This is a genomic window from Modicisalibacter sp., assembly GCF_055145905.1.
Genome location: NZ_JBSREH010000002.1, coordinates 198,096 through 211,923 on the forward strand (window position 1 = coordinate 198,096; position 13,828 = coordinate 211,923).

The 13,828-nt window shown below is 68.0% G+C and carries 10 protein-coding genes; 3 read left to right on the top strand and 7 right to left on the bottom strand.

Going from position 1 to position 13,828, the window contains the following annotated elements; genetic code table 11:
- Window positions 1–147: 147 nt before the first annotated feature.
- From cmk to ACTCB7_RS02840, 6 genes are all read right to left on the bottom strand, one after another.
- Window positions 148–846, bottom strand: a complete 699-nt coding sequence (cmk, locus tag ACTCB7_RS02815) for a (d)CMP kinase (protein ID WP_463005482.1) — start codon at window positions 844–846, stop codon at window positions 148–150.
- The gene (locus ACTCB7_RS02820; RefSeq protein WP_463005483.1) at window positions 843–3,068 is read right to left on the bottom strand and encodes a bifunctional prephenate dehydrogenase/3-phosphoshikimate 1-carboxyvinyltransferase; all 2,226 of its coding nucleotides are present in this window, start codon (window positions 3,066–3,068) and stop codon (window positions 843–845) included. Before ACTCB7_RS02820 ends, cmk begins: the two co-directional genes overlap by 4 nt.
- On the bottom strand, window positions 3,069–4,160 hold the full coding sequence (pheA, locus tag ACTCB7_RS02825; RefSeq protein ID WP_463005484.1) for a prephenate dehydratase: 1,092 nt from the start codon (window positions 4,158–4,160) through the stop codon (window positions 3,069–3,071).
- Between the two features lie 14 nt (window positions 4,161–4,174).
- Complete coding sequence (gene serC / locus ACTCB7_RS02830) at window positions 4,175–5,257, bottom strand: 3-phosphoserine/phosphohydroxythreonine transaminase (protein WP_463005485.1); 1,083 nt, start codon at window positions 5,255–5,257, stop codon at window positions 4,175–4,177.
- A gap of 69 nt (window positions 5,258–5,326) precedes the next feature.
- Window positions 5,327–8,011: a DNA gyrase subunit A gene (gene gyrA / locus ACTCB7_RS02835; protein ID WP_463005486.1), complete on the bottom strand. Its 2,685-nt coding sequence runs from the start codon at window positions 8,009–8,011 to the stop codon at window positions 5,327–5,329.
- Window positions 8,012–8,167: 156 nt separating this feature from the next.
- Entirely contained in the window at window positions 8,168–8,602 is a 435-nt protein-coding gene (locus ACTCB7_RS02840) for an acyl-CoA thioesterase (RefSeq protein ID WP_463005487.1), read from the bottom strand.
- A gap of 183 nt (window positions 8,603–8,785) precedes the next feature.
- Between ACTCB7_RS02840 and ACTCB7_RS02845 the strand changes: the two genes are divergently transcribed.
- Together ACTCB7_RS02845 and ACTCB7_RS02850 are read left to right on the top strand one after the other, a co-directional pair.
- Entirely contained in the window at window positions 8,786–9,715 is a 930-nt protein-coding gene (locus tag ACTCB7_RS02845) for a recombination-associated protein RdgC (protein ID WP_463005488.1), read from the top strand.
- Window positions 9,712–10,875 (top strand): 1-acyl-sn-glycerol-3-phosphate acyltransferase, encoded by a 1,164-nt coding sequence (locus tag ACTCB7_RS02850; protein ID WP_463005489.1) that lies wholly within the window; start codon window positions 9,712–9,714, stop codon window positions 10,873–10,875. Before ACTCB7_RS02845 ends, ACTCB7_RS02850 begins: the two co-directional genes overlap by 4 nt.
- Before the next feature lie 186 nt (window positions 10,876–11,061).
- Here the strand turns inward: ACTCB7_RS02850 and ACTCB7_RS02855 are convergent, their stop codons facing one another.
- Entirely contained in the window at window positions 11,062–12,540 is a 1,479-nt protein-coding gene (locus tag ACTCB7_RS02855; RefSeq protein ID WP_463005490.1) for a TrkH family potassium uptake protein, read from the bottom strand.
- Window positions 12,541–12,618: 78 nt separating this feature from the next.
- Here ACTCB7_RS02855 and ACTCB7_RS02860 point away from each other — a divergent pair, with 78 nt between their 5' ends.
- Window positions 12,619–13,782, top strand: a complete 1,164-nt coding sequence (locus ACTCB7_RS02860; protein ID WP_463005491.1) for a cation diffusion facilitator family transporter — start codon at window positions 12,619–12,621, stop codon at window positions 13,780–13,782.
- Window positions 13,783–13,828 lie beyond the last annotated feature (46 nt).

Here is a 13,828-nt window from a genome sequence, read left to right on the forward strand (position 1 = left end):
ACCAGCGAGTGCGGGCCTTCTCTACATATCCCCGGGGACGTTGGCGCTGGTTCGACCTGGTCCGGCTCTCGGCATCACTCTCAGGTTGCCGGGCCACGTCATCACGTCGGGCCGGGGGCGCCGGAAGCGTTATCGCATCGGGACTCGTCAAAGCTGGGACATGAGGCCCCGGTCTTCAATCAGCCGCAGAATGTGATCCACCACATCCGGTATCGTCAGCTCGGTGGTGTCCAGCTCGACGGCGTCGTGCGCCGGTCTCAGCGGGGCCACACTGCGCTGCATGTCGCGCGCGTCCCGAGCCTGAATCTCTTCCAAAAGACTCGATAGACTAGCATCCACACCCGCGTCCTGCAACTGACGGTAGCGCCGTCGTGCCCGCTCCTCGGCGGAGGCGGTGAGGAAGATCTTGAGCGGTGCCTCGGGGAAGACCACCGTGCCCATGTCGCGTCCGTCGGCCACCAGCCCCGGCGCCTGGCGGAACTCGCGCTGGCGCGCCAGCAGCGCCTCGCGCACCGCGGGCACCGCCGCCACGCGCGAGGCGTTCTCGCCCATGGTCTCGGTGCGGATCGCCCGGGTCACATCCTCGCCCTCGAGCAGCACCCGGGCCTCGCCCGCCTCGGCGAGAAAGGCCACATCCAGAGAGCCCGCCAGCCGCGCCAGGGCGTCCGCGTCGTCGAGCGCCACCCCGTGCTTGAGCGCGGCCTGCGCGGTCAGCCGGTACAGCGCACCGGAATCCAGCAGGTGCCAGCCCAGGCGCTCGGCGACCAGCCGGCTCACCGTGCCCTTGCCGGCCCCGCCGGGCCCGTCGATGGCCAGCACCGCCAACAGAGACCCGTCCGCCGTCATGACGCCTCCTCGTCGAGCGTCAGACCGACACGACGTGCCAGATCGACGAACCCGGGGAAGGACGTGGCGACGTTCTTGCAGTCATCGATGACGATGGGTTCGCGGGCCCGCAGCGCGGCGATGGCGAAGGCCATGGCGATGCGGTGGTCGCCGAGGCTGTCGATGCGCCCGCCGCCGTAATTGGACGCCTCGCCGCCGTGGCCGACGATATCGATGCCGTCCTCGTGCAGGGTGTTCTCGACCCCCAGCACGGAAAGGCCATCGGCCATGGCCTTGAGACGGTCGGACTCCTTGACCCGCAGCTCGGCGGCTCCGCGCAGCCGCGTCACGCCCTCGGCGTTGGCGGCGGCGATGAACAGCGCCGGGAACTCGTCGATGGCCAGCGGCACCTGGTCCTCGGGGATGGTGATGGCCTTGAGCGGCGCATGGCGCACGCGCAGATCGGCCACGCGCTCGCCGCCCACCTCGCGCTCGTTGTCGATGCGGATATCCGCGCCCATCGCCTGGAGGATGTTGATCACGCCGATCCGCGTCGGGTTGATGCCGACATGCTCGAGCGTCAGGTCGGCGCCCGGGGTGATCGCCGCCGCCACCAGGAAGAAGGCCGCCGAGGAGATGTCGGCCGGCACATCGATTGGCGCCGCCGTCAGCCGGCCGCCACCCTCGAGCCAGGCCAGATCGCCGTCGCGATGCACCGGGTAACCGAAACCGCCCAGCATGCGCTCGGTGTGGTCCCGGGTCGGCGCCGGCTCACGCACCCGCGTGGTGCCCTCGGCATAGAGCCCGGCCAGCAGCAGGCAGGACTTCACCTGGGCGCTGGCCATCGGCATGTCGTAATCGATGCCCTTCAGGCGCTGCCCGCCGCGGATCGTCAGCGGCGGCCGTCCGCCCTCGGCGGTCTCGATCACCGCACCCATCTCGCGCAGCGGATCGGCGACCCGCCCCATCGGACGCTTGGTCAGCGACTCGTCGCCGGTCAGCTCGGTATCGAAGGCCTGGCCGGCCAGCAACCCGGCGAACAGCCGCATGGCGGTACCCGCATTGCCGACGTAGAGCGGCCCGGCGGGCGCCTTGAGACCGTGGAGGCCGACCCCGTGGATGGTCACGCGCCCCTGGTGCGGCCCCTCGATGGCCACGCCCATCTCGCGGAAGGCCTGCAGCGTGGCCAGGCTGTCCTCGCCTTCCAGAAAGCCCGAAACCTCGGTAACCCCGTCAGCGAGCGCACCCAGCATGATCGAGCGGTGCGAGATCGACTTGTCCCCGGGCACTCGGATCGTGCCAAGAACGCCGCCGCCGGGACTGACCCGGTAACGGATATTGCGTTGTTCCATCGCCTGATATCTCGTCTTGTTCAATAGCGTATCGAAATAGTGTCGGGCATGGCTGGCCCGGTCCAGCGTCGCCAGCATGGCATCGTCGTCACCCGCGACGATCGCCTGGCGCAGACGGGCCACGCCGGCCTCGAAATCGTCCAGCGCGGCGAGCACCGCGTCCTTGTTGGCGGTGAAGATGTCCCGCCACATCACCGGGTCGCTGCCGGCGATGCGCGTGAAGTCGCGAAAACCGCCCGCCGCGTAGCGGAAGATCTCGAGGCGTTCATCCTGCCGCGCCAGGGTGTCGACCAGCGAGAAGGCCAGCAGGTGCGGCAGATGACTGGTGCGCGCCAGGACCTGGTCATGGCGCTCGATCGCCATGTCCACCACCTCGGCACCACAGGCCTGCCACATGGCCCGCACCTGCGCCAGGGCCGCGGGATCGCTGTCCGGCCCGGGCGTCAGGATCACCTTGTGGTGACGATAGAGATCGGGATTGGCCGCCGCCACGCCACTCTTCTCGGATCCGGCGATCGGGTGCCCCGGAATGAAGCGCGGCGGCAACGTGCCGAAGACCCGCTCGGCGGCGGCGCGGATCGCCAGCTTGGTGCTGCCTACATCGGTAATCACCTGACCGTCGAGCAGCGGCGCCAGCCGTGCCAGCACCGACTCCATCGCCAGCACCGGCACGGCCAGCACGATGAGCTGGCTGTCGGCGACCCAATCTGCCACCTCGGTGCCGCCGGCATCGATGACCCCGAGCGACAGCCCGCGGTCGATCTCGTCCGGGTCCCGGTCGCAGGCCACGACGCGGCCGGCGAAGCCGCCGGCCTTGAGCGCCGCGGCCAGCGAGCCGCCGATCATGCCCAGCCCGACGATCAGTACCCGGGGCGCCTGCGCGTCCGTCATCTACAGCACACCCTGCGGGTAGGAGCCCAGCACCTTCATTTCCGCCGAGCGCAGACTGACTTCGTCGAGCACCGCGGCCACTTCCGGCTGATCGACATGCCCCTTGAAGTCGATGAAGAACACGTAGTTCCACACGCCGGAACGGGACGGCCGCGTCTCCAGTCGCGTCAGGTCGATCTGGTGACGATGGAACGGCTCGAGCAGGTCGTGCAGGGCACCGGGCTGGTTGCGCATCGCCACCACCAGCGAGGTCTTGTCGTCGCCGCACATCGGCACCGACTCGTGGCCGATGATCAAAAAGCGCGTGGAGTTGTCGGGCCGGTCCTCGATCTTCTCGGCGATCCTTTCCAGCTCGTAGAGCTTGGCGGCCATGTCGCCGGCGATGGCCGCGCTGTGCCATTCGCTCTTGATCAGCCGCGCCGCCTCGGCGTTGGAGGACACCGGTACCCGCTCGGCATGCGGGTAGTGGGCGTCGAGCCACTTGCGGCACTGGGCGAACGACTGCGGATGCGAGTAGATCCGCGAGATCTTGTCGCGCCGCGTGGTGGGCGCCACCAGCAGGTGATGGTGAATGCGCAGCACTACCTCGCCGCAGATGTGCATCGACGAGTCCATGAAGGAATCGAGGGTATGGTTGACCACCCCCTCGGTGGAATTCTCCACCGGCACCACGCCGTAGTTGACGGCGCCGGCCTCGACCTCGCGGAACACCTCGTCGATCGCCGCCATCGGCAGGCTCACGGCACTCTCGCCGAAATGCTTGAGCGCCGCCTGCTGGGTGAAGGTGCCCTCGGGACCGAGATAGGCCACCTTGACCGGCTGCTCCAGCGCCAGGCAGGCCGACATGATCTCGCGGAACAGCCGCCCCATCTCCTCGGCATCCAGCGGCCCCTGATTGAGCGCCATGATGCGCCGCAGCACCTGGGCCTCGCGCTCCGGCCGGTAGAACACCGCCCCGGGATCATCGGCCAGCTTGACCCGCGCCACCTGCTGGGCGCACTCGGCCCGCTCGCTGATCAGCCGCAGGATCTCGCCGTCGATCTGGTCGATGCGTTGGCGCAGTTCATCCAGGTTGGTCGGTATGTCGCTCATCGTCTCCCTCGCGCTCAGCCGTGACGCCGTTCGAAATCGGCCATGAAGGCCACCAGTGCATCCACCGCCGCCTCGGGCACGGCGTTGTAGAGGCTGGCCCGCATGCCGCCGACGCTGCGATGCCCCTTGAGGTTGAGCAGCCCCGCCGCTTCTGACTCGCGCAGGAAGTCGGCGTTGAGCGCGTCGTCGGCCAGCACGAACGGCACGTTCATCCGCGAGCGATTGCGCGGCGCGATCGGATTGCTGTAGAAGCCGCTGGCGTCGATGGCGCCGTAGAGCTTCTCGGCCTTGCGCGCATTGATGGCGTCCATCGCTTCCAGCCCGCCGATGTCCTGCTTGAGCCAGTCGAACACCAGGCCCGCCAGGTACCACGCATAGGTCGGCGGCGTGTTGTACATCGAGCCATGCTCCGCCATGACCCGGTAGTTGAACATGGTCGGGGTGTCGGGCCGGGCTCGGTCGAGCAGGTCGTCGCGCACGATCACCAGCGTCAGCCCGGCCGGGCCGATGTTCTTCTGGGCGCCGGCGTAGATGATCCCGAACCGCGAGACATCCAGCGGCGCCGAGAGGATCGACGAGGACATGTCGCAGACCAGCGGCACCTCGACCTCGGGGATGTAGTCGAAGGCCAGGCCGCCGATGGTCTCGTTGTCGGTGTAGTGCAGGTAGGCGGCGTCCGACGACAGGGCGATGGCCTCGGGACGCGGCACCTCGCGCAGGCCGTTGTCCTCGCTCGACGCAGCAATGTGCGCGCCGGCGACGTGACGGGCCTCGGCGATCGCCTTCTTGCCCCAGATGCCGGTGTACAGGTAGTTGGGCGTGCCGCCGCGGCCCAGCAGGTTGTAGGGGACCATGGCGAACTGCGAGGAGGCCCCGCCCTGCAGGAACAGCACCCGGTAGTTGTCGGGGATCGCCAGCAGCTCGCGCAGGGTGGCCTCGGCGGCCTCGGCGATCGCCGTGAAGTCGGCGCTGCGATGGCTCATCTCCATCACCGACAGGCCGCGACCGTGGTAGTCGAGCAGCTCTTCCTGGGCGCGTTGCAGGACCGGGGTCGGCAGCGCGGCCGGCCCGGCACAGAAGTTGTAATGGCGTGTCATCAGCGTTGCGTCTCACAAGTCCGTGAAAGGCGACCGCCGTGATCGCGGCGGTCGCGGGGGATCAGGCGCTCACTCGGCGACATCCGGGGTGCCCGACTCGGCCGCCCCGTCCTCGACCGTCTCGTCGACGCCCTCCTCATCGTCGCTGGGCTCGTCGACGCGCACCGTCTTGACCAGCGCCTCGGCCTCGCCCAGGCGGATCAGCATCACGCCCTGGGTGTTGCGCGAGGTCACCGAGACTTCCTCGACCCGGGTACGCACCAGGGTGCCGCGATCGGTGATCAGCATCATCTCGTCGCTGCCATGCACCTGGATCGCCGAGACCAGGTCGCCATTGCGGTTGCTGGTCTGCATGGCGATGACCCCCTGGCCGCCGCGACCGCGCAGCGGGAACTCCTCCAGCCGGGTGCGCTTGCCGTAGCCGTGCTCGGAGGCGGTGAGGATGTAGGCCTGCTCCGCCTCGGGCGCCGCCGCGCCATCGCCGGCACCCGTATCCTCGGCGGCGCTCTCCTCGCTGTCGATGCGGGTCGAGCGCGGAATGATCAGGCTGATCACCTCGGCGTCGTCGGACAGGCGCATGCCGCGCACGCCGCGGGCGGTACGCCCCATGGCCCGCACGTCGCCTTCGTCGAAGCGGATCGCCTTGCCGTTGGAGGACAGCAGCATGACGTGATCCGTCCCGCCGGTGATGGCCGCCCCGACCAGGCGATCGCCCTCGTCGAGGTCGATGGCGATCAGGCCGACGCTGCGCGGCCGCGAGAACTGCTCGAGCGAGGTGCGCTTGACGGTGCCCCGGGCGGTGGCGAAGAAGATGTAGCTGTCCTCGCGGTACTCGCGCACCGGCAGCATGGCGTTGATCGCCTCGTCGTCGTCCAGCGGCAGCAGGTTGACCAGCGGCTTGCCCCGCGAGCCGCGGCTGGCGGCGGGAATCTCGTAGACCTTGAGCCAGTAGACCTTGCCCTTGTTGGAGAACAGCAGCACGGTGTCGTGGGTCGAGGCCACCAGCAGATGCTCGATGACGTCCTCGTTCTTCATGCTGGTCGCCGACTTGCCGCGCCCGCCGCGGCGCTGGGCCCGGTAGTCGCTGATCGGCTGGCTCTTGGCATAACCCGAGCGCGAGATGGTGACCACCATGTCCTCTTCGCTGATCAGGTCCTCGATGGTCAGGTCGAGCCGGCTGGTCTGGATCTCGGTCTTGCGCGCATCGCCGTACTGGTCGCGCACCGCGATCAGCTCCTCGCGGATCACCTCCAGCAGGCGATCCGCGGAGGCCAGGATGGCGGACAGCTCGGCGATCCGCTCGAGGATGCCCGAGTATTCGTTGAGCAGCTTCTCGGTCTCGAGCCCGGTCAGGCGATGCAGGCGCAGCTCGAGGATCGCCTGGGCCTGGGCCGGCGACAGGCGGTATTCGCTGCGGTCGTCGGAAAGCCCGAAGCCCTCCTCCAGCGTCTCGGGCCGGCAGGACTCGGCCCCCGCGCGGGACAGCATGTCGAGCACCTGCCCCGGCCGCCAGGAGCGCTCGATCAGCTTGTCCTTGGCCTCGGCCGCCGACGGCGACGCCTTGATCAGCTCGATGACCTCGTCGATGTTGGAAATCGCGACCGTCAGGCCCTCGAGGATATGGCCCCGCTCGCGAGCCTTCTTGAGCTCGAAGAGCGTGCGCCGGGTGACCACCTCGCGGCGGTGACGCACGAAGGCCTCGAGCATCTCCTTGAGGTTGAGGGTCTTGGGCTGACCGTTGTCCAGCGCCACCATGTTGATGCCGAATACCGTCTCGAGCTGGGTATGGGCGAACAGGTTGTTGACCACCACCTCGCCGGACTCGCCGCGCTTGACCTCGATCACCACGCGCAGGCCTTCCTTGTCGGACTCGTCGCGCAGCTCGGCGATGCCCTCGATGCGCTTGTCCTTGACCAGCTCGGCGATCTTCTCGATCAGCCGCGCCTTGTTGACCTGATAGGGCAGCTCGGTGATGACGATGTGGTCGCGGCCGCTCTTGTCGTCATGCTCGATGGTGTGGCGCGCCCGCACGTAGATGCGCCCGCGCCCGGTGCGGTAGGCGTCGAGGATGCCGGCCCGGCCGTTGATGATGCCGCTGGTGGGGAAATCGGGGCCGGGGATGTACTCCATCAGGTCGTCGACCGAGAGCGTGTAGTCGTCGATCAGGGCCAGGCAGCCGTCGATCACCTCGGTCATGTTGTGGGGCGGAATGTTGGTGGCCATGCCCACCGCGATGCCCGAGCCGCCGTTGACTAGCAGGTTCGGCACGCGGGTCGGCAGCACGTCGGGGATGCGCTCGGTGCCGTCGTAGTTGTCGACCCAGTCGACGGTGTCCTTCTCCAGGTCGGCGAGCAGCTCGTGGGAGAGCCGCGCCATGCGCACCTCGGTGTAACGCATCGCCGCCGCGCTGTCGCCGTCGATCGAGCCGAAGTTGCCCTGACCGTCGACCAGCACGTAGCGCATCGAGAAGTCCTGGGCCATGCGCACGATGGTGTCGTAGACCGCGCTGTCGCCGTGGGGGTGGTACTTACCGATGACATCGCCGACGACACGGGCGGACTTCTTGTACGGCTTGTTCCAGTCGTTGCCCAGCTCGTGCATGGCATACAGCACACGCCGGTGAACGGGCTTGAGCCCGTCGCGCACGTCAGGCAGCGCACGGCCGATGATCACGCTCATCGCGTAATCGAGATACGACTGCTTGAGCTCGTCCTCGATATTGACTGGCAGAATCTCTCTGGCGATGTCACCCATGTGTCGTCAAATCCTTTGCACTGCGACTGATGAACGCTGGCCGAACAGCCAGCAAGCGGTCCCCGTGACCCGACAGACCGCGGAGCCCCCGGCGAGCCGATGGACGCCGATGATCGGGCGATTATACCATCCGCCCGGCGGTTAAGCAGCGCCGGATCAGGCGCGATCGGGCGCCGGGCTCAGCACGTAGGGGGTCAGGGTGTCGCGCAACTCGCCCTCGATGGCCATGGTGCGCCCGGTGTGCGTATCGAGCAGCACGAAGGTGAAGTCGGCGTCGGCGATGCGCTTGCCGTCGGCGACGCGATTGATCTCCTGATGGATGATCGCGCTGCGGTGATTGAGCCCGGCCAGCGAGGTGAGTATCTCGAGCTCGTCGTGAATCACCGCGGCCCGTCGGTAGTTGATATTGAGGTTGACCGCCACCGCCGCCAGCCCCTGGTTGAACAGCTCGGCCAGATCGAACTGCTGCTCGAAATAGGCCCAGCGCCCCTCCTCGAGGAATTCCAGGTAACGGGCATTGTTGACATGAGCGTACCCGTCGAGGTGAAAGCCTCTCACGCGAAGGGTCGAACGAGCGATGCGGTTATCCATGAGCCGACAATCCTTGAGCAACAAAAAGAGAAATGACCCGATTCTAGCCACCCCCAATCCAGGTAACAAACGGTAGTTTGAAACTGCCGGCGCATGTTTCCCGGGGACGACGTCGCCACGCGACGACTGGTACCCGCCAGACCAATTCGCCATAATGTGTCTCCTTTGCAACGGGACGACGCCATGTGGTTCAAGCACTTGCACCTGTATCGCCTGCACGACGCGCCGTCGCTGACCGCCGATGAACTGCTGGCGGCCCTCGATGAGCAGGCCTTTCGCCCGCTCGGCGAGAGCGAAGCCAAACGCCTGGGCTGGCAGGCGCCGGCCGGCAACGGTGGTTCCCGCCGTCTGCATGAACTCCAGGGGCAGCGCCTCTTGACCGTGGCCCGCCAGGAACGCCTGCTGCCCGCCTCGGTGGTACGCGAAGCGGTCGAGGCCCGCGCCGCCGAACGCGAGACCGCCGAGGGCCGGCCGCTGCGCCGCCAGGAGAAGCAGGCCCTCAAGGAGCAGGTCTACGAGGAGTTCCTGCCCCGCGCCTTCGTGCGCACCCAGCGCATCGACCTGTGGTGGGACACGCGCAATGCGCTGATCGGCGTCAACGCCTCGAGCCGGGCCCGTGCCGAGGACGCCCTCGACCTGCTGCGCCAGACGCTGGGCTCGCTCAAGGTCACGCCGCTGGCCACAAAGTCGACGCCCACCCGTGCCATGACCGAATGGCTCTCGCAGCCGTCGGCCCGGCCCGCCGGCCTGGAGCTCGGCGACCAGGTGGAACTGAAGTCGACCACCGGCGACGACAGCGTGCTGCGCGGCCGCCAGGTCGACCTCGACGGCGAGGACATACAGACCGCGCTCGAAAGCGGCCGCCAGGCCACCCGGCTGGCGTTCACCATTCAGGACGCCCTGTCGCTGGTACTGCACGATGACCTGGCGCTGAAATCGCTGCGCTTCGCCGATGCGGTCCTCGACGAAGCCGCCGCCAACGAGACCGGCGACGACCCGGAACTGCGCCTGGAGACCGACTTCCTGCTGATGACCCAGGTGCTGGCCCGCTCCATCGAACAACTCATCGACTGGCTGGGCGGCGAAGCCTCCCCCGCTACACCGACACCATGACACAACTGCTTTCCCCCGACGCCTTCGAAAAGATCCGCCCCTATCACGACGACGAGGTGGCCGGCGTTCTCGACCGCCTGGCCCACAACCGGGAGTTCCTCGACGCCATCACCCGCTACCGGCTGCCGCGTCTGTCGCGCCATGCGCCCTGGCTCGCCCGCCGGCTGGCCGCCTTCGCCCTGCAGCGACAGATGCGCGGCGTGGCCAGCGTCGCCGACTTCCAGTCCCACATCGCCGCCTACATGCGGCGCATGCTGGCCACCACCACCGATGCCTTCACCGTCGAGGGCATCGACAAGCTGGACCCCGAACGGGCTTACCTGTTCATCGGCAATCACCGCGACATCGCCCTCGACCCGGCCTTCGTCAACTACGCGCTCTACCAGGCCGGGCGCAACACGGTGCGCATCGCCATCGGCGACAACCTGCTGCAGAAGCCGTTCGTCACCGACCTGATGCGGCTCAACAAGAGCTTCATCGTGCCGCGCAGCGCCAAGGGCAAGCGCGCCATGCTGGCCGCCTACCAGACCCTGTCGAGCTATATCCGCCACTCGATCACCGTCGACAACCACCCGGTCTGGCTGGCCCAGCGCGAGGGCCGCGCCAAGGACGGCATCGACCGCGCCGACAGCGCCATCGTCAAGATGCTGACCATGGCCCGCCGCCAGGAAGACAAGCACGCCGACTTCGCCGAGGCGATCCGCGAGCTGCGCCTGGTGCCGGTGTCGATCAGTTACGAGTACGACCCCTGCGACCTGCAGAAGGCCCGCGAGCTCTACGCGGTACACACCGAAGGCCGCTACGAGAAAGTGGAGTTCGAGGACATCCGTTCCATCGTCGCCGGCATCACCGGCTACAAGGGACGCATCAAGCTGACCTTCGGCACCCCGCTGGAAGGCGGCTTTGCCACCCCCGACGCGGTGGCCGGGGAGATCGACCGTCAGGTGCTGGCAGGCTATCACCTGTTTCCCAGCCACTACCTGGCGCTCGAAGCCAGCGGCCTGGCCCCGGACCTCGTGGATCTCAGCGAGGTCACCGCGGCCGACCGCCAGCGCTTCGAGGAACGGCTGGCGACGGTACCGGAGCCCCTGCGGGAATGGTGGCTGGCGCAGTACGCCAACCCCGTGCTCAATCGCGCCGGGCGAATCAACGAAGAATAGCTACGGGCTACGGGCTACGGGCTACGGGCTGCGGGCTACGGGCTACAGGCTACGGGCTACGGGCTACGGGCTACGGGCTACGGGCTACGGGCTGCGGGCTACGGGCTACAGGCTACGGGCTACGGACTACGGGCTACGGGCTACGGGCTGAATGTAGCTCGCAGCTCGGCGCCCGCGACTCGCCGCTCATTTCCGCCAGAACATCGGCGTCAGCAGCACCAGCACCGTCAGGATCTCCAGCCGCCCCATCAGCATCCCCACGCACAGCAGCCACTTGGCCGCGTCGGGCAGCGTGGAGAAGTTGCCCGCCGGGCCGATGATGTCGCCCAGCCCCGGACCGACGTTGGCTACCGCGGTGGCCGCCCCCGACAGCGCCGTGACCAGGTCGAGCCCCAGCATCGACAGGCCCAGCGCCAGCCCGGCCACGGTCAGGAAGAAGAAGAAGGAAAACGCCACCACGCCACGGCCGATCTCGTCGCTGAGGATGCTGTCGTTGTAGCGCTGGGCGAACACCCCGTTGCTGTGAATCAGGAAACGCAGCTGGTTGCGCAGCATCAGCAGCGCGATCTGGAAGCGGAAGATCTTCATGCCGCCGCTGGTGGAACCGCTGCAGCCGCCGACGAACGTCAGGTAGAAGAACGCCACGATCGCCAGCGCGCCCCACTGGGTGTAATCGTCGGACGCGTACCCGGTGGTGGTCACCACCGAGACGACATTGAACGTCACCTGGCTCAGCGACTCGAAGACCGGCAGCCCACCGAGCACGCGATAGGCGGTCAGCACGCCGATCGCCAGCGCCAGCAGCACCAGCATGCCGCGCACCTGCTGATCGCGCCACAGCACGCCCGGCGTGCCGCGCATCGCGCGGATGTAGAGCACGAACGGCAAGGCGCCGCTGAGCATGAACAGCGAGCCCAGCCACAGCAGCACCGGCTGGTGGGCATAGGCGCTGAAGGAGGCGTCGGAATTGGCGAAGCCGCCGGTGGACAGCGAGGTCATCGCCAGCACCACCGCATCCAGCGGCAGCATGCCCGCCAGCCAGTAGCACAGGGCGGCCAGTGCCGTCAGCCCCAGGTAGATGCTCATGGTGGCCTTGGCGATGCTGCCGGTGCGCGGCATCACCTTGTCGGACCAGTCCGAGGACTCGGTGTGGAACAGCCGCATGCCGCCGACCTTGAGAAACGGCAGGATGGCGATCGCCATGACGATGATGCCGATGCCGCCGAGCCACTGCATCATGCCCCGCCACAGCTTGAGGCCGTCGGAGAGGCGTTCGATGCCCACCAGGATGGTCGACCCCGTGGTGGTGATCGCCGACACCGACTCGAAGACGGCATCGGTGAACGACAGCTGCGGCGCCCCCAGCACCAGCGGCAGGCTGGCGAAGCCGCTCACCGTCAGCCAGCTCAGCGTGGTCAGCACGAACATCTGGCGCGGCTTGAGGGCGATGGGCACATGGCGGGTCAGCAGCAGCACGCTCGCCACCGTCGCCAGCACGATCGCCATCGACAGCGCGAAGGCGTGAGCATCCGGGTCCCCCTCGGCCAGCAGCACCAGCCACGGCACGACCATGAAGGCGGCCAGTACCATCCACAGTACGGCCAGTACCTTGAAGACCGGCGCCCACGAGCTGAGCGACAGCCGCGGCATCACGAGTGAAGCCATTGCGTTCGTTCCCTTGCATCCCAGTGTGCGGGCGGCAACTATAACGTACAACTGAACTCGCTTCCCGGAAAACACCGCATGACACAAGCCTTTACTCGTGCCGAAGAGACCCGTCTCGCCCACCGCGTCACCATCATCGGCGCCATCCTGGACACCCTGCTGGGCATCGCCAAGATCCTCGTCGGTCTCGCCGTGGGTTCCGCCGCACTGGTCGCCGACGGCATCCACTCCTTCTCCGACCTGCTGACCGACGTCTTCGTGGTCATCGCCACCCACTTCGGACGACAGGAGCCCGACCACAATCACCCCTACGGCCACGGTCGCATCGAAACACTCGGCACCCTGCTGCTGGGCAGCGTGCTGCTGTTCGTCGCCGGCGGCATCGCCTGGGCCAGCCTCAGCCGGCTGCTGGCCGGCACCCCGGTGCCGCCGGCCGGTTTCTGGGCCATCGGCCTGGCGGTGGTCGCCCTGCTCGGCAAAGAGTGGATCTTCCGCTATACCCTGAAGGCGGCGCGACGCATTCGCTCACGCCTGCTCGAGGCCAACGCCTGGCATTCACGCAGCGACGCCCTGTCCACCGTGGCGGTGCTGGTCGGCCTGATCGGCAGCCAGCTGGGCGCCGGCTGGCTGGACGCCGTCGCCGCGGTAGTGGTCGGCCTGCTGGTGGGCAAGATCGGCGTCGAGCTGCTCTGGGAAGCGGGCCGCGAGCTGGTCGACACCGCCCTGCCCGAGGCGGACCAGCGGCGCATGCGCGAGCTGGCCATGGCGGTGCCCGGCGTGCGCGACGTGCACCAGCTGCGCACCCGCACCGTCGCCGAGCAGGTGCTGCTCGACCTGCACCTGGTGGTGGCGCCGCGGCTGACCGTCTCCGAGGCCCACGAGATCGGCAACCAGGTCTGCCGCGAGCTCTACGCCGCCTACCCGCGGCTGGAGGACATCACCTTCCACGTCGACCCCGAGGACGACTCCCACGACGCCCGCCCCGATGCCGACGACGGCCTGCCGCTGAGGGCCGACGTGGAGGACGCCCTGGAGCAGGCCTGGGGGCGGCTGGACTGCTGGCAGTCCCGCGTGGCGCTGGATCTGCACTACCTGGACAGCCGCATCGACGTCTCGCTGTACATCGACGAGAGCCTCGCCCCGCACGACCTGAACCACCAGGCCGAGCGCCTGCGCCATGCCGGCGAGACCCTGCCCTGGCTGGGCCAGCTGCGCGTGTGGCGCGGGCCGGGGCGCGCCTGAGCCTGCGGCCACTCACGCCGGCCTGACGCATCGCCTGGCTCGTGGT

Excerpts from the sequence above, each read along its gene's own strand:
- cmk (WP_463005482.1), bottom strand. The coding sequence starts at position 846 with ATGACGGCGGACGGGTCTCTGTTGGCGGTGCTGGCCATCGACGGGCCC.
- ACTCB7_RS02820 (WP_463005483.1), bottom strand. The coding sequence starts at position 3,068 with ATGACGGACGCGCAGGCGCCCCGGGTACTGATCGTCGGGCTGGGCATG.
- pheA (WP_463005484.1), bottom strand. The coding sequence starts at position 4,160 with ATGAGCGACATACCGACCAACCTGGATGAACTGCGCCAACGCATCGAC.
- serC (WP_463005485.1), bottom strand. The coding sequence starts at position 5,257 with ATGACACGCCATTACAACTTCTGTGCCGGGCCGGCCGCGCTGCCGACC.
- gyrA (WP_463005486.1), bottom strand. The coding sequence starts at position 8,011 with ATGGGTGACATCGCCAGAGAGATTCTGCCAGTCAATATCGAGGACGAG.
- ACTCB7_RS02840 (WP_463005487.1), bottom strand. The coding sequence starts at position 8,602 with ATGGATAACCGCATCGCTCGTTCGACCCTTCGCGTGAGAGGCTTTCAC.
- ACTCB7_RS02845 (WP_463005488.1), top strand. The coding sequence starts at position 8,786 with ATGTGGTTCAAGCACTTGCACCTGTATCGCCTGCACGACGCGCCGTCG.
- ACTCB7_RS02850 (WP_463005489.1), top strand. The coding sequence starts at position 9,712 with ATGACACAACTGCTTTCCCCCGACGCCTTCGAAAAGATCCGCCCCTAT.
- ACTCB7_RS02855 (WP_463005490.1), bottom strand. The coding sequence starts at position 12,540 with ATGGCTTCACTCGTGATGCCGCGGCTGTCGCTCAGCTCGTGGGCGCCG.
- ACTCB7_RS02860 (WP_463005491.1), top strand. The coding sequence starts at position 12,619 with ATGACACAAGCCTTTACTCGTGCCGAAGAGACCCGTCTCGCCCACCGC.